The sequence below is a fragment of the Micromonospora sp. NPDC005367 genome, from assembly GCF_040606825.1.
Lineage (GTDB): Bacteria > Actinomycetota > Actinomycetes > Mycobacteriales > Micromonosporaceae > Micromonospora.
Genome location: NZ_JBEXFP010000050.1, coordinates 1 through 18,731, shown reverse-complemented (window position 1 = coordinate 18,731; position 18,731 = coordinate 1). Strand labels below are relative to the sequence as shown.

The window sequence follows — 18,731 nt, the reverse complement described above, 5'->3', positions numbered from 1 at the left end:
CGACGGCGACCCGGGTAGCGTGCGGAACTGATCGACAACCACCGATCAGAAAGAGCACCAGGAGGTGTCCGTGCGCCACCGCCACACCATCACCCGGCTCCTCGCCGCGACCGCACTCGCCCTACCCCTCACCCTCCCCGCGACCCCCGCAACCGCCACACCGGCCGAGACCCCCGCCCGCCAGCTCACCGACGTGATCCCCGCCCCCGCCGAAACCCGTCCCGACCCCCGGGCCACCTTCACCCTCAGCCCGCTGACCGTCATCCGCACCTCACCGCACTCGGCCCCGGCCCGCCAGGTCGGCAGACAACTCGCCGACATCCTGCGCCCCGCCACCGGCTACCCACTACCGGTCCTACCCGCCCCCACCACACCCCTACCCGAGATCGCCCTGCTCATCGGCGGCGCCGACGCACGCCTCGGACAGGAGGGCTACCAGCTCGACGTCACCCGCCGCGGCGTAACCATCCGCGCCAACACCTCCGCCGGCCTCTTCGCCGGAACCCAGACACTGCGTCAGCTGCTGCCCGCCCAGATCGAGGCATCCCAACGGCAACGCACCACCTGGTCCATACCCGGCGGAAGCATCACCGACCACCCGCGCTTCGCCTACCGCGGCGCCATGCTCGACCTCGCCCGGCACTTCCACACCGTCCCCGAGATCAAGGCCTACCTCGACCTGCTCAGCCAGTACAAAATCAACTACCTGCACCTGCACCTGACCGACGACCAGGGCTGGCGCATCCAGATCGACTCCTGGCCGCGACTCACCACCGTCGGCGGCGGCCCCGGCACCGGCGTCGACGGCGCCGGCCCCGGCTACCTCACCAAAGCCGACTACAAGGCCGTGACCGCCTACGCCGCCGAGCGCCACATCACGATCGTCCCCGAGATCGACATGCCCGGCCACACCAACGCCGCCCAGTCCACCTACGCCGAACTCAACTGCGACGGCGTCGCACCGCCGCCACGTACCGACACCGCCGTCGGCTACAGCTCCCTGTGCGTCGACGACGAACTCACCTACCAGTTCATCGAAGACGTCATCCGCGAACTCGCCGAGATCACCCCCGGCCCGTACCTGCACATCGGCGGCGACGAAGCCCACGCCACCACCGACGAGGACTACACCACCTTCATGCGACGGGTCCTGCCCCTGGTCAGCAAGTACGGCAAACACGCCTTCGGCTGGAACGAGATCATGCAGGTCGACCCGGCCACCGACGTCGTCGCCCAGTTCTGGGGCACCGGCACCACCAACACCGACCTCGCCGAGGCCGTCGCCCGCGGCAACAAGGTCGTCATGTCACCGGCCAACAAGACCTACCTCGACATGAAGTACGACCGAAACACCCCACTCGGCCTCTCCTGGGCCGGCTACATCGAGGTACGCGACGCGTACGACTGGAACCCCGCCCAGCGGGTCACCGGCGTCGGTGAAGACGCCGTCCTCGGCGTCGAAGCACCACTGTGGTCGGAAACCCTGCGCACCCTCGACGACATCGAGTACATGGCCTTCCCGCGGCTACCCGCGATCGCCGAACTCGGCTGGTCCACGGCCGCGAGCCACGACTGGGAGTCGTTCCGCACCCGACTCGGCGCGCAGGCACCGCGCTGGCGGCTTCAGGGCGTCGACTACTACCCGTCCCCGCAGGTGCCCTGGCTCTGACCCGCACCTGCCAGCACCGACCGCGGGCGGTCCCTGGCCGATGGGCCGGGGCCGCCCGTCTCGGGCTGCGGTCCGGCCCGCCCGTCCGCACGGTCAGCGTGCCGACGGGCGGCGCCTCCGGCGGGAAATCCACCGGGTACGGCCGGTCGAAGTCGGCGGAGCAAGGCACCTGCTCCCACACGCTCCGGTAGCCGGGCCCGTCGATGAGCCGGGTGGATGCGGTCGTGGCGACTCGGGACGTGCACTCCGACCAGAAGCTGGCACAGCCTCGGCGGTTACCGACCCTAGGTGCTCTCCGGGTCGAGGCCGAGGGCGGCCCTACCGCCATCGACGGGCAGGACGGTGCCGGTGACGAAGGCTGATTCCGCGGAGAGCAGGAACGCGATGGCACGTGCGACATCGAGGGGTCGACCGACGTGCCCGAGTGGGTGCAAGTCGGCCATCTGCTGCTCGGTTCCGGGATGCTCATGCCGGTACTCCTCGTACCGGTCCGTCGTGATCGAACCCAGGGCAACGGCGTTGACCCGAATGCCCTGTGGGCCGTGGTCGACGGCGGCCGCTCGGGTGAGTCCTTCGACGGCGGCCTTCGCTGTGGCGTAGGGCAGAGCGCCCCGCACCGGGCGCTGCGCCTGATGCGAGGAAACGTTCACGATCGAGCCGGGCCGTGCATGCGAGAGGAAGTGCCCAACGGCGACGTGGCACCCGACGACGGCGAGGTTGAGGTTGAGCGCGATGAGCGCGCTGATCTGCTCCGCCGTCGCCGTGGCAAGGCCTGCGTCGCAAAAGACCGCGGCGTTGTTGACCCAGCCGCTCAACCGACCATGCTGCTCCGCGACCCGCGCCGCCGCCGCGGCGGCGGCGCGATCGCCCGCGTCGCCTTCGACGTGATGCACGCGAGGGTTCGCGCTGCGGGCGGGAGCCGGGTCGAGGTTGACGACGTGAGCGAACGAGGAGAGGTGTTGCGCGATCGCGCTGCCGACGCCTCCACTCGCACCCGTGACAACGAACGAGGGTGCGCTGCTCATGCCTCAGCCGCCACAGGTGGGTTCCGGCTGGCGACGATGCTCCAACCGTCCGCGGGCTCGGTCGTCACGACGTACGTGTGGCGGTGCATCCGTCCATTCTTCCCACTCACGCCCCGGCCGAATCACCGCCGGCCGGGGCGAGAGCCCCCACGCGCGTACACGAATGTGCCAGTCGGGCAGCCCGCACAAGCTGCCCGACTGATCCACCACCACCTTCGCGACGGGTGCGGCTCGGCGGCCCGCGACACCGCCGCCGCCACAGTCGAGGTCAGTTACCGACCTGGTACCGGCTGGTGATCGAAACCCGGTTGAAGGCGTTCATCACGGTTGCCAGCCAAGCGACCGCCGAGATCTGCTCCGCGGTCAGTACGGCCGCAGCCGCACTGAACTCCTCGTCGCTGACATGCCCGTCCGACACGAGCGTGATCGCCTCGGTCAGGCGCAGCGCGGCCCGGTCGGTCTCGGAGAAGTAGCCGGTCTCCGCCCACGCCGGCAGCACCGCGATCCGATCGGGGCTCTCGCCCTTCTTGAGGGCATCGCGCGTGTGCATGCGCAGGCAGAACGCACAGCCGTTGATCTGCGAGGCGCGAATCCGCAGCAGCTCGACCAGGAGCGGGTCGAGGCCCGCCGCGGCAGCGGCCGCATCCACCTCCGACGACAGGGCGATGAGGGCCTTGTAGGGCGCCGGGTGCTGCTCGCCGATGTTGACCCGCTGAACTTCAGTCATGGTTCCTTCGATCCGTTCGTGTAGTCCACGCCACGCCCTCCGGGCGCGCCGTGGCGCGTGTTCTGGCAGGGGCAGAGTTCGTACCGCGCATCGCCGTTCACGGCGTGCCCCGGGCTACGACTTCGGGTCGTCGACCTTCAGCTCGTCCCCGGTGTTGGAGACGAAGACGACCAGAAGCTTGGCCGGCTCACTCTGGCTGGCGTTCTCGGTGAGGACGTGATCGGTGCCCGGCTGCTCGACCCAGTTCTCGCCCTGGTGGAAGGTGGTCACAGGCTTGTCGTCGAGCTTGCTGCGCACCGTGCCCTCAAGGACGTAGGCGTAGACGAACGCCTGGCCGTGCCGGTGCGGCGCCGCACTCGCGTTGGGCGGAAGTTCGACCACCGCCGAGGTGAACGTCTTGCCCTCCACATCCGGCAGGGCCTGCTGAAGCAACGGCTTGAGCGTCTCGGCGGGACGCGCCGACGCCGAGACCGACGCCGACGCAGCTGCCGCGGCCGTGGTCGGCTCCCCGGCATCAGCGGGCTGGTCGGAGGCCGAACAGGCCGTGGCCGCGGTCAGCGTGGCGACAGCCAGCAGGCCGGCGATACCGACCCTCCGGCCTCGCCCAGTGATGGCTCGCATACAGGTCCTTACTGAGCAGGGGCGACTCGGGCCCACAGCCCCGGGCGCAGATGGAGGCACATGCCGTTCCGCATGACCGATCCCACCTGCTCGCGTCTGATCCTTCGTCGCCCGTTTTCCGTTCTCAACAGGGAGACGAGGTAGCCCCTCCGGGTGTGACAGCTCAGACGCGCACGAGTTTGTCGGGGTTCATCACCCTGCGATACGCGTTGATCAGACCGCCTGTGATCTGCACCGTGTCGACGGAGTAGACCCCGCCCTCCCGCTGGAACACCAGGGCGAGCTCACCGCCGACCTCGGCGAAGTCGATCCGCTCCGGGCGCCACTGCCGTCCCGTACGCACCATCACCTCAGCGACGCGCTCGCCGCCGTATATGAGCCGGCGTGCCGCGGAGACCTTGCCGCCACCGTCGGTGACATACACGGCGTCCGGATGCAGAAGCCTGACCAGGCCGGCCAGATCCCCGGCCTCGTACGCGGCCCGGAAGGCCGTGAGGACCCGTTCCCGCTCCGCCTTCGACGCCTGCGGCTTGGACTGCCTCGCGCCGGCCACCCGCCGCCGTGCCCGCGACGCGAGCTGCCGGGCACCCGGCACGGAGACGTCCAGCACCTCGGCGATCCGGCCGAACTCCAGACCGAACACGTCGTGCAGCACGAAGGCCACCCGCTCCGGCGGGCTCAACTCTTCCATGATCAGCAGCATCGCCGAACTGACGGACTCGTCGACGAGTACCGGCTGCGACGCGTCCGGCCCGGTCAGCAGCGGCTCCGGCAGCCACGGCCCGACATAGGTCTCCCGCCGGAAACGGGCACTCTTGAGAATGTCGTACGACCGTCGCGCGGCAACCGTCACCAGCCAGGCGTGCAGGTCACCGACGTCCCGCAGATCCGCCCCAGCCGCCCGCAGCCACACGTCCTGCGTCACATCCTCGGCGTCGGCCACGCTGCCCAGCAGCCGGTAGGCCACACCGAAAACCGCGGGCCGGTGCTGCTCCCATCCGGCTCCGAGCGGGTCCGCGGGCTCCGATCGTCCGGCCCCGTGCGAGTCACCCATGCAGGTCGCGACCTCCTCCAGCGTGCCGATCCAGCGTAGCCAGCCGTACCGGGGACCTTCGACGACAGCTCAGCGGAAGGTGGTACGCGAGACACGCCGCTCCTCGACGTCCCGGTGCGCCCGCGTCCCGGACCGCATGGGTCCGGGACGCGGGGGAGCGGAGCCAGCGGTCCGATCCTGGTCCGCCAGGACACGACATTCGTCGATGTCCTGCGACGTCACGTGGAATCGGTCCGTAGCGAACGAATGAGCCAGGTACGGGGTGTAGCCGACCGCGCATCCCGCACCGCCGACCGTGACCGTTCGAACCGACCTTTGCCGCACGCCGACCGAGCGGCCTTCGTTGCGAGGTCGGGGCGCATCTGGCCGACGGCAACAAGATCAAGGCGGTCGCCGCGTACCGGAAGGCGACCGGCGCAGACCTGAATTCGGCCAAGGTTGCCGTCGGCCGAATCGCCGGACCGCGCTGATTTCGCGAGCATGCCGACACCGCAGCACCGAAGGAGCGGGGTCGTGGACCTGCAGCAGTCCGAGTGGATGAGGATTGCGAGGGCTGTCGGTTCTTTAAGCCATTGCTGCGCGGGCGGAAGAACCCAGCAGGCCGTACGGGCGGCTCAGACGCCACCCCAGCCCTGATTCGATAATGTACATTATGTCAAGCTGACCGGATCGAGGCCTCCCTCAGCAGGGCTTCAGGTGCGCCGCGACGAACGCGGCCCGCTGCTCCACCGGCCCCGCTGGCACGTCGACGAGTTCGTGCCCGTAGTCGGTGTAGACGCGGGCGTGCACGCGCCCGAACGCCACCGCGTCGGTCCGGCTGATCCGCCGGGCCGCCGTACGCGTGACGAAACCGAGCGACCCGACCAGGAACACCGGACGTTCGTAGATCGCCTCACGCCGGGCCCACGCGAGTTCGGCAGCGAGTTCCGGACCGATCGGATGGCCCAGGTATTCGGCCAGGGCCAGGGTGCACAGCGGCGAACGATCGTGCACCTGCACCGGGCCCCGGGTCTCGGCGATCCTGCGCCGGCGCTGTAGCCGGGCGACCGCCTCGACGAATCCCGGCTCCGCCCACGGCTGCGCGACCCCCCGGGTCTGCTCGGCGGCGATTACGTCGGTCGCCGCCTCGTCGACGACCGGGTAACCGCGTTGCCGCAGGGCTCGCGCGATGCTGGTCTTGCCCGCCCCCGGCGCGCCGGTCAGCACGTATCGCCGCATGAGTACCCTCCCCTGATTTGCCCAGTAATACGAAAATCATGCATAATATGCCTTATGCATGACAAACGGGATGAATCGGTACAGTTCTGGATCGAGGAGTTCCTGACCGCACGCGCGACCCGCAAGCCCTCACCACACACCCTGGAGGCCTACCGGCGAGACCTGCGCAGCGTGTCGAACCTGGCCGGAGAGGCACTCACCCCTCCCCTCCCCCTCGACACCCTGCCGATCGACGCGCTCTCCCCCCGGCTCATGCGGGTGGCGTTCGCCGGGTTCGCCGCGCCCCGCGCCGCCGCGTCCGTCCACCGTGCCTGGTCCACCTGGAACAGCTTCTTCACCTTCCTCGTCGCCGAGGGTGTCGTACCGGGAAACCCGATGCCGGCGGTGGGACGGCCACGCGTCCCGCTCCCCCAGCCCAAGCCGCTGCAGGGCGAGGACACCCCGGAGGAACTGCTGGCCGCCGTCGCCGGAGAGGCCGGTCGGCAGCGTGATCCGTGGCCCGAGCGGGACCTGGCGGTGCTGGCCTTGGCGCTCTGCGCCGGGCTGCGCCTGTCGGAGCTGCTGGCGCTGCGCGTGACGTCGGTGACCGGCCGCCGGGGTGAGCGGCGGGTCGAGGTGGCCGGCAAGGGTGGGCGGCCACGTACGGTGCCGATCGAGGACGCCGTGGACCGGGTGCTCACCGAGTACGTGGACAGCCGGCGGCGCCGGTTCGGGGCACGCAGTGTGCGACCGGACTCGCCGCTGCTGGTGGATCGGCGAAGTGAGCCGTTGCGCCGTGGTGGGCTGCAGTATCTGGTGGAGTCGTGCTACCGGCGGGCGGGTATCACCGACCGGGTTCCGCGGGGGGCTCGGCTGCACGCGTTGCGGCACACCTTCGCTACCCGGTTGGCGGAGGACGGGGCGGGCGCCTCGGAGATCATGCGGTTGCTGGGGCACGCGTCGTTGACGGCGTCGCAGACGTACATCGAGGTGACGGCCGGTCAGCAGCGCGCGGCGGTGCGGTCCAACCGTACGAACCGGGCGTTGGCCGGTCTGTTCGCTCAGGACCTCCGGAGCTCCGGCGAGCGGTAGGGCGTGTGTCAGCGGTGATTGGAGTGAGCCGCTCGGTGGCCTGCCGTGACAGTCGGGCCCGGGTGGGTCAGTGGGCGCGGTGGCCGCTGCCGTCGGCGGTGGTGGGCAGGGGGCCGAGGACGGCGTTGACGAGGTGGATGCGGGCGCCGGTGGCCAGGTAGTCGGCGCAGACCGCGTCGGCGGTGTCGCCGAAGCGGGTGGTGTCGCCGGTACGGGTGACGGTGAGGGTGACGCCGTCGAGGGTGGTGGTGGTGCCGGCGGTGGCGAGTTCGTCCAGGGAGTGGGTGCCGGCGATGAGGTGTGCCTTCAGCAGGGTGCGCAGTTTGTCGTGGTCCTGGGTCATGAGGGTGTCCCAGTTGTCTTCGGAGAACTTCTTGGCGAAGGCGTCGTCGGTGGGGGCGAGCAGGGTGATGCCGTCCTGGTGCAGGTCGGTGAGCAGGCCGCTGGTGCGGAGGGCGGCTTCGAACGTGGTGAGGGTGGGCATCCAGGTCAGCGCCTGGTCGACGGGGAGGTCGGCGAGGGCGGTGGGGTTGCCGGGTTCGGTGCCGGTGGGCAGGGCGGCGCAGAGCGGTCCGGTGACGCTGACGGTGCCGGCTGCTGAGGCCGGTTCGGATTGGTCGGTGCAGGCGCTGGTGGCGAGCAGCAGGGCCGTCGCGAGGATGGCGCCGGCGCGTCGCGGCCTGCTGGTGCGGGGGTACGACACGGCGTCTCCTCCTATGGGGGTGTGCCGGCAGGGCGGAGGCGCGTCCGCCCTGCCGGCACGGTCATCGGGTGAGTGTTACAGGGTGGCGCACTGTCCGGCGCGGGGGCCGGTGACGGTGTTGCTGAGGTTGAGGTTGGTGGGTGCGGTGGTGTTGCCGGCGCAGGCCAGCGGGCCGTTGACCCGGTTGCCGGCGAGCAGCGGCTGGTTGGTGGTGCGGTTGGTGGACAGGTCGACCGGGCCGGTGACGGTGAGGTCGATCAGGGAGATCGCGTCGGTGGTGCCGGTGACGCGGAGCGGGCCGGTGATCTTGCTGTTGGCGAGCAGGACGCCCGCGGCGCCGCTGGCGTTGACCGGTCCGGTGATGGTGGTGCCGGTGGCGACGAGCGCCGCGCCGGAGCGGACGGTGACCGGGCCGGTGACGGTGGCGTCGGCCAGGCAGGCGAAGCCGTTGACGGTCAGGGGCCCGGTGTGGCGGCCGGTGCTGGTCGGGTAGATGCGCTCGCCGTCGACAAGGTTCTCCACGCCCTGCCCGTCGAGGAGCAGCGGGATGAGGCCTCGCTCGGGCTGGTTGAGCGGGACGTAGTAGCCGTCGCCGACCTTGATGACCTTCCAGCCGTGATCGGCGATGCGCTCGGCCGCGGTGGTGACGGCGCCGGTGGGGCCGTCGGTGCGGGCGCCGTGGTACTGCTCCTCGGTGAGCCGGTAGGCGCAGGGGGCGTTGTCGAGGACGAGGTCGGCCTGCGGGGCGTCGATCGGCGGCGGGCTGCTGCCGGGGTGCGGCGCCGGGTGGGCGGGGATGGGTCGGGACCCGCGGAAGACGATTCGGCCGGTGTTGGCGGCCTGGAAGGTGATGGCCTCGTTGCGGGCCTGGGTGATGTCGCCCAGCTGTGCGCGGTGGTAGTCGAGGAACTGCTGGAACGTCCAGAGGGCGGAGAAGGTCTTGCGGCGGCGGTTGTTGGCCGCGTTGCCCTCGTCGGGGCGGGTCTGTCCGCCGGAGCTGCGCAGTTCGAGCAGGGAGTTGACGACGTTCTTCAGGCCGAGGGTGTTGCGGAGGATGGTCTCCTGGCCGAGGCCAACGTTGCCGCCGCCGTCGCAGCCGTACGGGCAGGGCCACCAGCCGGCTTCGGCGCCTTCGCGGTACATGTGGCCTTCGATCATGTCCATGGACTCGTCGAAGATCGGCTGGGCGACGTTCTGGTGTCGCGGCGGCAGCATGGGCAGGTCGCCGGCGCGGGAGTTGCCGTACTCGTGGCCGTCGTAGCCGGCGACGGGCCGGTACTGGCGGACCATGTTGACGTACGCGGCGGTTTCCGGCTGGCGGATGAGCGAGTAGTCGCGGTTGAGGTCCTGGCCGGTGGAGTTGCCGCGGGTGTTGGCGGCTCGGCCGTCACCGTTGATGGTGGGGACGATCAGGACGGTGGTGTGGCTGAGCAGGTCGATGACCCGGGGGTCGGTGCTGAAGGCGAGCTGCCGGGCCATGATGAGGCAGGCTTCGCGGTCGCCGGGTTCGTTGCCGTGGACGTTGCAGTTGACGGCCGCGGGTGAGGTGGCGGCGACGGTTTCGGGGGTGGCCGGCGGGGTGGGGTAGCCGATGACGAACATGTTGATCGGCCGGTTCTTGACGGTGCGGCCGATCTCGACGACGCGGACGCGCTCGCTGAGTTCGTCGATGGCGGCGGTGTAGGCGTATTCCTCGGTGTCGCTGGTGTACTGCGCGGCGTGGGTGGTCTCCCACTGGGTGCGCAGTTGCTCGCCGGGGGTGTCGGGGTTGCCCCAGGGGGCGGTGGTGGTGCCGGCTACCGGGTCGGAGTAGGGCTGTTCGGTGGTGTCGAAGCGGGCGCGTACCCGCCACTGGAACCGGTCGCCGGGGTTGAAGCCGGCGTCGGCGAAGGTGGGTGACTCCTGGTTGATCTGCCGGTTGGGGCGCCAGATGCCGACGATGGTGGCGGTGCCGGTGGGGGTGCCGGCGTTGTCGACGGGGGTGCGTTCGATCTGGTAGTCCGTGGCGCCGTCGACGGGCTGCCAGGCGAGGGTGGCGAATCCGTCGGCCTGGTTGACGGTGAGGCCGGTGACCTGGTGGGGTTCGGCGGCGCTGGCTGGGGCGGCGAGGGTGGTGAGGCTTGCGGTGAGGAGTGTGGACAGTGCGATGAGAACAGCGCGGTGGCGTCTCACATGACCTCCATGGCGTTGTACTGGTTGACCGTGTCGCGGTTTGGACCAGCATGATCGTCATGGATCATTGAATCAACGATCTTGAGGGAATCTTGCGTCTCGATGCGATGAGGGGTCTTCTCCCCCGGCCCCGTTGGCGGTTGGTCAGCCGATGTCGACCAGGAGCGGGCGGTGGTCGGAGATGGTGGACAGCGGTGTGGTGACGGCGGTGATCGGTGGGAGCCGGCGCAGGGCGTGCCGGTCGCCGAGGATGTGGTCGAGTTGTACGCGGGGTTCACCGGCCGGGTAGGTGGGGCGGCGGCCCAGGGGTCGCCAGCCGGAGACGACCCGGACCACGCCGGCGGGCAGGTTGAGGTCGCCGAGCAGGACGCGGGGTGCGGGTAGGGCGCGTAGCGCGCGGACGACCTGGCGGAGTTGGCGCAGGTTCCACCCGGGTACGAAGGACAGGTGGGTGGCGGCGGCGGTGAGTGTTCCGTACGGGGTGTGCAGGACGGCGGCGAGTACGACGCGGGGTTCGTCGCGGAGCAGGACGAGGTTGCGGCCGGGTCCGGGGACGTGGACGGGTGAGCGTACGGGCGCGGGGGTGAGGCGGGTGACGCGCCATTTGCTGACCGGGTAGCGGCTGATCAGTCCGATGCCGTAGCAGGGTTCGCCGTGTCCGTCGTCGTCGCCGGTGAGGGGGCGGAATCCTTCGCCGGGGGTGCCGACGAGGGCGCCGGCGAAGCGGTGGTGTGGGGCGTTGAGCGCGCGGGCGGCGATGGCGGTGAGGTCGAGATGGCCGCTGCGGCTCTGGTCCCGGTCGACCTCTTGGAGGGCGAGTACGTCGGCGTCGAGCGCGGTGACCGCCGCGGTGAGCCGGTCGGGGTCGACGAGTCCGTCGGTGAGTGATCGACCGTGCAGCAGGTTGAAGGTGGCCAGGCGCACTCCTGCACCCTACGACGTCGTGGCAGTCTTACCGGGTGGTCAAGGCGTTGCTGTGCTCGATGCTGGTGTTCGTGGCGTTCGGCGCGCTCGGAGTGTGGCTGCGCCGCCGCCGCTGACCCGCTTCCTCCCCTTCCCTCGGGGCTCTTCCCGGTGATCATGCAGTTGTTGCGCCCATCGGCGTGTCGGCGCAACAGCTTCATGATCACGCGGTCGGTGGTGGGGGTGGTGAGGCTGGCCACAGGGGGCGGCGTCGGTCCCGGGCGGGTCGGAAGAATGGCTGCCCGTGGACCCCGCATCGCTGATCACACTCCTCGCCGCGGCTGGTGTGGCCGGCTGGGTCGACGCCGTGGTGGGCGGTGGTGGGCTGCTTCTGCTGCCGGCGCTGCTGGTGGCCGCGCCCGGGCTGCCGGTGGCCACGGCGCTGGGTACGAACAAACTGGCCGCGATCGCCGGCACCACGACGGCGGCGGCGACGTATGCGCGACGCACCAAGATCGACTGGGCGGTGACGGGGCCTGCCGCCGCGCTGGCGGTGCTCAGTTCCGGGGTGGGTGCGGTGCTGGCCGGCGCCGTGCCGGCGGCGGCGTACCGGCCGGTGGTGCTCGTGGTGCTGCTGTCGGTGGCGCTGTTCGTGCTGCTGCGCCCCCGGCTCGGTGTGGTGTCGCTCCCGCACCGGCGCACCCCGGCGCGGGTGGCCGCGGCGGTGGCGCTCGCCGGTATCGGCATCGCCCTGTACGACGGGCTGATCGGTCCCGGCACCGGCACGTTCCTGGTGCTGGCGTTCACCGCGTTGGTCGGGGCGGACTTCGTGCACGGCTCGGCCATGGCGAAGGTCGTCAACGCCGGCACGAACCTGGGTGCGTTGGTGGTGTTCGCGGCGACGGGGCACGTGTGGTGGCTGCTCGGCGCGGGGATGGCGGTGTGCAACATCGCCGGGGCGGCGTTGGGCGCGCGGATGGCTCTGCGCCGCGGCGCCGGGTTCGTGCGCGTCGTGCTGCTGGTGGTGGTGGTGGCCCTGGTGGGCAAGCTCGGTTACGACCAGTGGCTGGCTGGCTGAGATGCCGGTACGCGCCGAACATGACCGCGGCGTGCTGGCTGCCCTGCTCGGCCGGGACCCGGTGCTGCACGCGTACCAGCTCGGCGACCTGGACGACTTCTTCTGGCCGTACACCTCGTGGTTCCGCCACGGCGAGCAGGTGGCGCTGCTTTATCACGGCGTGAGCCCGCCGACGTTGCTGGCGTTCGCCGCGCCGGCGGACGTCGACGAGCTGGCGGTGCTGCTCGCCGACCTCGCCCCGGTGCTGCCCGCCCGGTTGTACGCGCACCTCTCCCCCGGTCTGGCGGCGGCGCTGGCGCCCACGTTCGACGTCGACGGTCCGGCCGCCCACCTGAAGATGGCGTTGACCGATCCGGCTCGCCTGGACCGGGTCACCCCGGTCGGGCGGCCGTTGAGCGTGGCGGACCTGCCGCAGCTGCACGCCCTCTACGCCGAGGCGTACCCGGGTAACTGGTTCGACCCGCGGATGCTGCGCACCGGGCAGTACGTGGGGGTCCACGACGGTGGGGCGCTGGTGGCCGTGGCCGGTGTGCACGTCTGGTCGCCGACGTACCGGGTGGCGGCCCTGGGTAACGTCACCACCCATCCTCGGGTGCGGGGGCGTGGCCTGGGCACGGCGGTGGTGGCCGCGCTCTGTCACCGGCTGCGCGACTCCGTCTCGCACGTCACGTTGAACGTGCGGGCCGACAACGGCACGGCGGTGCGGCTGTACGAGCGGCTCGGGTTCACCCGGGTCGCCGACTACGGTGAGTACATCTTGACGGGCCGCCCGCAGAATCAGCGCGCTGCGGGGTGAGGGGCCGGTCGTGGGCGGGGTCTTCGCCGTTCGCCTGCGGGTTTGCGCGCCCGTGCCGCGGGGTTTGTCGCCGGTTCATGCGACTTCGGCCGGCCGCACCGGACCCGGGCGGCGGCCGGTCCGGACACCGGTGTCCGGGGTACCGCCGCCTGGGCCTCGGCTCGCTCGGGCGGGCCTGACCGAGCTGAACCTCAGGCCGGTACGGAGACCGGGGCGGTCGCCGGAGCGGCCCGGTCCATCAGCCGCCAGGTGCGCCGGCGCACCAGCGGGTCCAGGGTGACCAGCAGGTACGCGACGCCCACGACGAGGATGCCGCCGGTGGCGCCGAGCGTTGTCGCGAGCACGCCGCCGACGAGCCCGCCGAGCGGGATGCCGGCCCAGGCCAGGCCGCCGACCGCGCCGAGGACACGGGCCCGCAGGCCGGCCGGGATGCGTTCGAATTCGGCGGCGGACAGCAACGGGTTGATCGCCCCGATCAGCACGCCGCCGACGAGTGCGACGCCGGCGATGACGGGCAGTCCGACTGGCAGCGCCAGTACGAAGATCCGCGGGACGGCGCCGAGCAGGAAGGCGACGGTGTACGTGCGCCAGCGCGGCAGTCTGGCGCCGTGTATCGACACGAGCAGCGACCCGACGAAGGCGCCGGCGCTCAGCGCGCCGAACACCAGGCCGACGGGTGCGGCGTCGTCGAACCGCTCGGCTGCCCATACCGGCACCAGTACCGCCGTGATCGCCTGGTCGAGCAGGTTGGTCAGCAGCACCATCGCGACGATCGCCCGTAGCAGCGGGTCACGCCGGACGAAACGCAGTCCGGTGCCGAGGTCGGCCAGGTAGCGGCCGACGCCGGTGTGCTGGCCCACCTCGGCCGGGTCGGGTTCGGCTCGCCGGACCCGGACCAGGGTCGCCACCAGCGTGGCGGCGAGCAGGAAGCTGCCCGCGTCCAGCGCGATGACCGCGGGAGCGCCGACCAGGGTGATCAGCACTGCGCCCAGCGGCGCTCCGATCATCGATCCGAGGCGTTGGCCGCTGTCGGCCAGCCCGGCGGCACGCTCGTTGCTCCAGCCGGCGGTGGCCGCGACGTCGGGGACCATCGCGTACTTCGCGTTGTCCGACGGGCCGCGGAACAGCCCGACCAGGCCGACCAGTACGAGCAGGACCGGGAAGCTGAGCAGGTCGGCGGCGTACAGCAGGGGCAGCACGCCGAGCAGCAGCCCGGCGATCAGGTCACCGCCGACGCTGGCGATCCGCGGCCCGATCCGGTCGATCAGCGGTCCGCCGAGTATCCGCGCCGCGACCAGGGCGCCCATCTCCACGAACGCGGTGACGCCGGTGAGCAGGGCGTCGCCGGTGCTCTGCAGCACGAACCAGGGCACCGCGACGACCGACATCCGGGTGCCGGTGACCGAGACCGTCTGGGCGATGAGCAGTCCGTACGCGGAGCGCCGCCTCATCGTTGGCCGCCGTCACCGGCGGGTGCGTCGGCAGCGCTGCCGGCGGGTTCGTCAGCGGCGCTGCCGGCGGGTTCGTCGGGCTCGCCGGTGGACACGGTTCGGGCCGCCAGCAGCGCGTCGAGCTGGCCGCGCCGGGGGAAGATCTGGAACTGGGTGCTCATCGAGACGCGTTCCGAGCCGTCTCCGGCCCGTTCCGTGGCCTGGTCGCGGTAGCGCACCAGCAGGGCCATCATGTCGTCGGCGAGTTGCTGCGCCTCGGCGGCGCTCAGGCTGACGGTGAGGTCGCTCAGGCTGGCCGCCCGCACCCACTCCTGCGGCCAGCCGGCCAGTTCGGTGATGGACTGCTCGACGTTCTCCGCGTAGATCCGCGCGACCGTGCGTAGGTACGCCTCGCCGAGCTCACGTTCGGGCGCGTCCCGGTCGGGCGTGTCGAACCAGGTCGAGCGGTGCACGGCGCGCCAGAAGCGTTCCCGGCCGCGGCCCAGTTCGGGGGCGTCGGTGACGAAGCCGTGGGTGGCCAGTGTGCGCAGGTGGTAGCTGGTCGCGGCGCTGGACTCTCCGAGTCGGGCGGCCAGCTGGGTGGCGGTCTGTGGTCCGTCGTGGCGCAGCGAGCCCAGCAACCGCAGGCGCAGCGGATGGGCGACCCCGCGCAGGGCTCGCGCGTCGAGCACGACGTCCTGCGTGGGGTCGTACCCCGGCTTGTGTGGATCCTCGGTCATGATGCCAAGATAGCGATGCAAAGAAGCCTTTGCAAAGGAGTATTTGCATGAACTTCTTTGCATCGATCTTGCCGAGCCGGTCTTCCCGAAGGCGGGAGAGCCGTCAGCCTTCGCGGACGGGAAGCATGGCCAGAGCGCGGGAACGTTGCGCGACCAGGTCGTCGTAGGTGCCGTCACGCTCGGCCCAGCGGTGCATCTGGACGCCCCTCACGAGGATCTCGCGAGGGGTCGGATCCGCCGAGAGCAGCTACATGACCTCGGTGGCGAAGTCGTCGAGCGGCAGCGCGTGCGGTTCACCTTCTCCTGGCCCGCGGTGTTTCGACGTGAAAGATGAGGAGTCCGGCAACCGGCTCGGCAGCTACCTTCGCGCCCGCCGTGAGCTGGTGTCCCCGGCGCAGGCGGGACTGCCGCCCGGCCGTAACCGCCGTGTGCCCGGCCTGCGCCGGGAGGAAGTCGCCCTGCTCGCCGGGATCAGTCCCGACTACTACCTGCGCCTGGAGCGGGGCCGTGACAAGAACCCCTCACCGCAGGTCCTCGAAGCACTCGCGCGCGCGTGCTGCGGCTCGACGACGTCGAGCGGACGTACCTGCTCGGCCTCGTGGCGGCACGCCCCAGGACGCCGCGCCGCAAGCGGCCCGAGCACGTACCGGCGCGGGTGCACGAGCTGCTCGCCCACCTGCAGATCCCCGCGTTCGTCGAAGGACGCGCCTTCGACGTCCTCGCCTCCAACCCGATGGCCGTGGCGCTCTTCCCCCGCCTGCGACCCGGCCGCAACCGGCTGCGTGACCTGCTGCTCGATGCCGAGGAACAAGCCTTCCAGCAGGACTGGACGAAGGCCGCCGACGATTTCGTCGCCGCTCTCCGCACCACCATCGGGGACGACACCGGCAACCCCCGGTTCGTCGAGCTCGTCGATGAACTACGCCTGCACCGGGACAAACTCGCCATCGGTGATGTCATCCTCGTCGTCTACTACCCCGGCAGGGACAGCGACAGCGACGAGAAGCTGCGGCTGCTCACCGCGCTCGTACACACCGGGTCCGCCGGCACAGCGCACGACAGTCCGGCGGACCTCCCGGACCCGAAGACAACCTGACCACCCCGCGCCCCGAACCCCCGCGCCGAGGGTCGCGTCACCCGGGGCCTTGATGATCCGAGGCCGTCCACGTCGTGCCGGCGGGCAGGCCGCGCGGCGAAGCGGTGCCGGTTCAGCCGCGACGGCTGGGCGAGTCGAAGCGGCCGGCGCGGATCTCCCGCAGTGCCCGCCGCCGGGTCTCCCCGGTCAGGGTGTCCACGTAGAGCCGGCCGGAGAGGTGGTCGGTCTCGTGCTGCAACGCGCGGGCGAGGAATCCGCTGCCGGAGATGGTCAGCGGTTCGCCGTGCTGGTCGAAACCGTGGGCTGTGGCGTGCAGGGCGCGCCGGGTCGGGAAGTACAGCCCGGGGATGGACAGGCAGCCCTCGTCGTCGACCTCGGTCTCCTCCGACAGCTCGATCGTCGGGTTGACCAGGTGACCCCGGTGCCCGTCGGCGTCGTAAACGAACACCTGGGCGTCGACGCCGATCTGCGGGGCGGCTACGCCGGCTCGTCCGGGCGCGCCGAGCAGGGTGTCCATCAGATCGCCGACCAGGGCGCGTAGTTCGGCGTCGAAGCTGGTCACCGGCGCGCACGAGGTGCGCAGCACCGGGTCGCCGATGATCCGGATGGGCCGCATTGTCATGCCGGCAAGATTATCCGGCCGGGCGGGGGTCGTGGATGAGCACCTCGGTGGCGTCGGGGTTGCGGGCCACGCCGAACCGGAAAAGCCCGCGTCGGGTCGTCGTTGGCCGGTGTTCCTGGCGGGCGTCGGCCAGCTCGACGGGCGCGGATGATCGGGCGTACGGCACCGGGACGTCGTCAGGGCTCGCTCAGGTGGGTGGTGGGGGTAGGCCGGCGTCGGCGATGCGCCGGCGCAGTGGCCGGCGGGCGACGGCGGAGAGCACCGCGTGCAGCACGTCGGCCAGGGGTGCGGGCAGTTCGCCGTCCAGCTCGCGCATCGCCGCGGTGGTGGCCGCCCACTCCGCCTCGATGACCGGCAGGAGCTCGCGGGCGCGGGTGCTCAGATGCACGACGCGCTGCCGGGCGTCCACGCCGGGGGCCAGTTCGACCAGCCCGGCCCGGGCCATCTGGGCCACGGTCTGGCTGGCCGCGGAGTGGGTGACTCCGATCCGGTGGGCGAGCTCCCGGATCGGCAGCGGCCCGTCGGCGACCAGCGCCCGCAGCGGCGGGGAGAACCGGGGCCGGTAGTCGCTCAGGCCTCGCTCGGCGTAGACGGCGGCCACGTCACCGTCGAGTGTCTCGAGCACGTGCCGCAGCAGCGTCCCCACGGCCTCCCGGTTCGGTGCGTCGTCCTCCACGCCGCTAATGTAACAGCACTGTTGTTTCTGGGGAGGGCAGGATGCATCCACTGACGGAGCCGTACGCCCACGGCATGCTCGACGTCGGCGACGGCCAGCACGTCTACTGGGAGACCTGCGGCAACCCCGACGGCAAACCGGCGGTCGTGCTGCACGGCGGCCCCGGCTCCGGCGCCACCCCCGGCTGGCGGCGCTACTTCGACCCGGCCCGCTACCGGGTGGTCCTGTTCGATCAGCGCGGCTGCGGCCGCAGCCGCCCGAACGCCGCCGACCCGGACGTCGACCTGACGGTCAACACCACCGACCACCTGATCGCCGACATCGAGCGGCTGCGGGAACACCTCGATGTGCACCGGTGGCTGGTGCTCGGGGCGTCGTGGGGCTCCACCCTCGGCCTGGCGTACGCCCAGCGCCACCCGGAACGGGTCAGCGAACTGGTGCTGTTCAGCGTGGTCACCACGAGCCGCCGCGAGGTCGAATGGATCACCCGCGAGATGGGCAGGATCTTCCCCGCCGAGTGGGCCCGGTTCCGCGACGGTGTGCCACCGGCCGACCGCGACGGCGACCTGGCCGACGCGTACGCCCAGCGGCTGGCCGACCCGGACCCGGCCGTCCGCGAACGCGCGGCTCGCGACTGGTGCGCCTGGGACGACACCCACGTACGCACCGTCCCCGGCGCCGTCCCGGACCCCCGCTTCGAAGACCCCGAGTTCCGGATGCTGTCGGCCCGGCTGGTCACCCACTACTGGCGCAACGCCGCGTTCCTGCCCGACGGGCAACTGCTACGCGACGCGCACCGGCTGGCCGGTGTCCCCGGTGTGCTGCTGCACGGCCGGCTGGACATCAGCAGCCCACCGGTCATTGCCTGGCAGCTGGCGCAGGCCTGGCCGGCCGCCCGCCTGGAGCTGATCGAGGCGGCCGGTCACGGCGCCGGCCACGGTATCGGCGAGCGCGTCGTGGCCGCGTTGGACGAGTTCGCGGCCCGCTGACGCGGCCCGGGGCGCGGCCCCCCCGCGCCCCGCGGGGGGCGGGGCCCGGCCGCCGGGCCCCCCCCCCCGCCCTCCCCGGCCGGCCCCCCCCCCCCGCGACCGCGGCGATCGCGGCCCTGGAGGAGTTCGTCGCCTGGCTGC

At 71.4% G+C, this 18,731-nt stretch carries 18 protein-coding genes and 1 pseudogene; 7 read left to right on the top strand and 12 right to left on the bottom strand.

What is annotated here, in order from left to right; genetic code table 11:
• Nucleotides 1-70: 70 nt before the first annotated feature.
• Nucleotides 71-1,669 (top strand): beta-N-acetylhexosaminidase, encoded by a 1,599-nt coding sequence (locus tag ABZS42_RS26375; RefSeq protein ID WP_355149653.1) that lies wholly within the window; start codon nt 71-73, stop codon nt 1,667-1,669.
• Nucleotides 1,670-1,953: 284 nt separating this feature from the next.
• On the opposite strand, the gene ABZS42_RS26370 is transcribed toward ABZS42_RS26375, so the two are convergent.
• From ABZS42_RS26370 to ABZS42_RS26350, 5 genes are all read right to left on the bottom strand, one after another.
• Entirely contained in the window at nt 1,954-2,694 is a 741-nt protein-coding gene (locus ABZS42_RS26370) for an SDR family oxidoreductase (RefSeq protein ID WP_355149651.1), read from the bottom strand.
• 268 nt (nt 2,695-2,962) lie between these two features.
• Nucleotides 2,963-3,421: a carboxymuconolactone decarboxylase family protein gene (locus tag ABZS42_RS26365; RefSeq protein ID WP_355149649.1), complete on the bottom strand. Its 459-nt coding sequence runs from the start codon at nt 3,419-3,421 to the stop codon at nt 2,963-2,965.
• Between the two features lie 114 nt (nt 3,422-3,535).
• Nucleotides 3,536-4,042 carry a cupin domain-containing protein gene (locus tag ABZS42_RS26360; RefSeq protein WP_355149647.1) on the bottom strand — a complete coding sequence of 169 codons (507 nt, stop codon included), beginning with the start codon at nt 4,040-4,042 and terminating at the stop codon, nt 3,536-3,538.
• A gap of 163 nt (nt 4,043-4,205) precedes the next feature.
• Nucleotides 4,206-5,096, bottom strand: coding sequence for an RNA polymerase sigma factor SigJ (gene sigJ / locus ABZS42_RS26355; protein ID WP_355149645.1), 891 nt, complete (start codon nt 5,094-5,096; stop codon nt 4,206-4,208).
• A 681-nt stretch (nt 5,097-5,777) separates the two neighbouring features.
• Nucleotides 5,778-6,314 (bottom strand): AAA family ATPase, encoded by a 537-nt coding sequence (locus ABZS42_RS26350; RefSeq protein WP_355149643.1) that lies wholly within the window; start codon nt 6,312-6,314, stop codon nt 5,778-5,780.
• Between the two features lie 54 nt (nt 6,315-6,368).
• Between ABZS42_RS26350 and ABZS42_RS26345 the strand changes: the two genes are divergently transcribed.
• On the top strand, nt 6,369-7,385 hold the full coding sequence (locus tag ABZS42_RS26345; protein WP_355149641.1) for a tyrosine-type recombinase/integrase: 1,017 nt from the start codon (nt 6,369-6,371) through the stop codon (nt 7,383-7,385).
• 67 nt (nt 7,386-7,452) lie between these two features.
• Here ABZS42_RS26345 and ABZS42_RS26340 read toward each other — a convergent pair whose 3' ends face one another.
• The 3 genes from ABZS42_RS26340 to ABZS42_RS26330 all read right to left on the bottom strand — a co-directional run bounded on the left by ABZS42_RS26340 (nt 7,453) and on the right by ABZS42_RS26330 (nt 11,184).
• The gene (locus ABZS42_RS26340) at nt 7,453-8,088 is read right to left on the bottom strand and encodes a fasciclin domain-containing protein (protein WP_355149639.1); all 636 of its coding nucleotides are present in this window, start codon (nt 8,086-8,088) and stop codon (nt 7,453-7,455) included.
• Nucleotides 8,089-8,163: 75 nt separating this feature from the next.
• Nucleotides 8,164-10,260 (bottom strand): M14 family zinc carboxypeptidase, encoded by a 2,097-nt coding sequence (locus ABZS42_RS26335; protein WP_355149637.1) that lies wholly within the window; start codon nt 10,258-10,260, stop codon nt 8,164-8,166.
• Between the two features lie 144 nt (nt 10,261-10,404).
• Nucleotides 10,405-11,184, bottom strand: coding sequence for an endonuclease/exonuclease/phosphatase family protein (locus tag ABZS42_RS26330; RefSeq protein ID WP_355149635.1), 780 nt, complete (start codon nt 11,182-11,184; stop codon nt 10,405-10,407).
• Nucleotides 11,185-11,467: 283 nt separating this feature from the next.
• Here ABZS42_RS26330 and ABZS42_RS26325 point away from each other — a divergent pair, with 283 nt between their 5' ends.
• The gene (locus ABZS42_RS26325) at nt 11,468-12,241 is read left to right on the top strand and encodes a TSUP family transporter (protein ID WP_355149633.1); all 774 of its coding nucleotides are present in this window, start codon (nt 11,468-11,470) and stop codon (nt 12,239-12,241) included.
• A gap of 1 nt (nt 12,242) precedes the next feature.
• On the top strand, nt 12,243-13,037 hold the full coding sequence (locus tag ABZS42_RS26320; protein WP_355149631.1) for a GNAT family N-acetyltransferase: 795 nt from the start codon (nt 12,243-12,245) through the stop codon (nt 13,035-13,037).
• 191 nt (nt 13,038-13,228) lie between these two features.
• Here the strand turns inward: ABZS42_RS26320 and ABZS42_RS26315 are convergent, their stop codons facing one another.
• Both ABZS42_RS26315 and ABZS42_RS26310 read right to left on the bottom strand, forming a co-directional pair.
• The gene (locus ABZS42_RS26315; protein WP_355149629.1) at nt 13,229-14,488 is read right to left on the bottom strand and encodes an MFS transporter; all 1,260 of its coding nucleotides are present in this window, start codon (nt 14,486-14,488) and stop codon (nt 13,229-13,231) included.
• Nucleotides 14,485-15,207 carry a winged helix-turn-helix domain-containing protein gene (locus ABZS42_RS26310; protein ID WP_355149627.1) on the bottom strand — a complete coding sequence of 241 codons (723 nt, stop codon included), beginning with the start codon at nt 15,205-15,207 and terminating at the stop codon, nt 14,485-14,487. The genes ABZS42_RS26315 and ABZS42_RS26310 overlap by 4 nt, the downstream gene beginning before the upstream one ends.
• Before the next feature lie 251 nt (nt 15,208-15,458).
• Between ABZS42_RS26310 and ABZS42_RS26305 the strand changes: the two are divergent.
• Together ABZS42_RS26305 and ABZS42_RS26300 are read left to right on the top strand one after the other, a co-directional pair.
• Nucleotides 15,459-15,707 (top strand): annotated as a pseudogene (locus tag ABZS42_RS26305) (hypothetical protein); the annotation flags it as partial.
• A 53-nt stretch (nt 15,708-15,760) separates the two neighbouring features.
• Nucleotides 15,761-16,303 (top strand): hypothetical protein, encoded by a 543-nt coding sequence (locus ABZS42_RS26300; RefSeq protein WP_355149625.1) that lies wholly within the window; start codon nt 15,761-15,763, stop codon nt 16,301-16,303.
• 112 nt (nt 16,304-16,415) lie between these two features.
• On the opposite strand, the gene def is transcribed toward ABZS42_RS26300, so the two are convergent.
• A complete protein-coding gene (def, locus tag ABZS42_RS26295; RefSeq protein ID WP_355149623.1) occupies nt 16,416-16,925 on the bottom strand; it encodes a peptide deformylase in 510 nt (169 codons plus the stop codon).
• A 187-nt stretch (nt 16,926-17,112) separates the two neighbouring features.
• Entirely contained in the window at nt 17,113-17,601 is a 489-nt protein-coding gene (locus tag ABZS42_RS26290; RefSeq protein ID WP_355149621.1) for a MarR family transcriptional regulator, read from the bottom strand.
• A gap of 41 nt (nt 17,602-17,642) precedes the next feature.
• Between ABZS42_RS26290 and pip the strand changes: the two genes are divergently transcribed.
• Entirely contained in the window at nt 17,643-18,590 is a 948-nt protein-coding gene (gene pip / locus ABZS42_RS26285; protein ID WP_355149619.1) for a prolyl aminopeptidase, read from the top strand.
• Nucleotides 18,591-18,731: the final 141 nt, after the last annotated feature.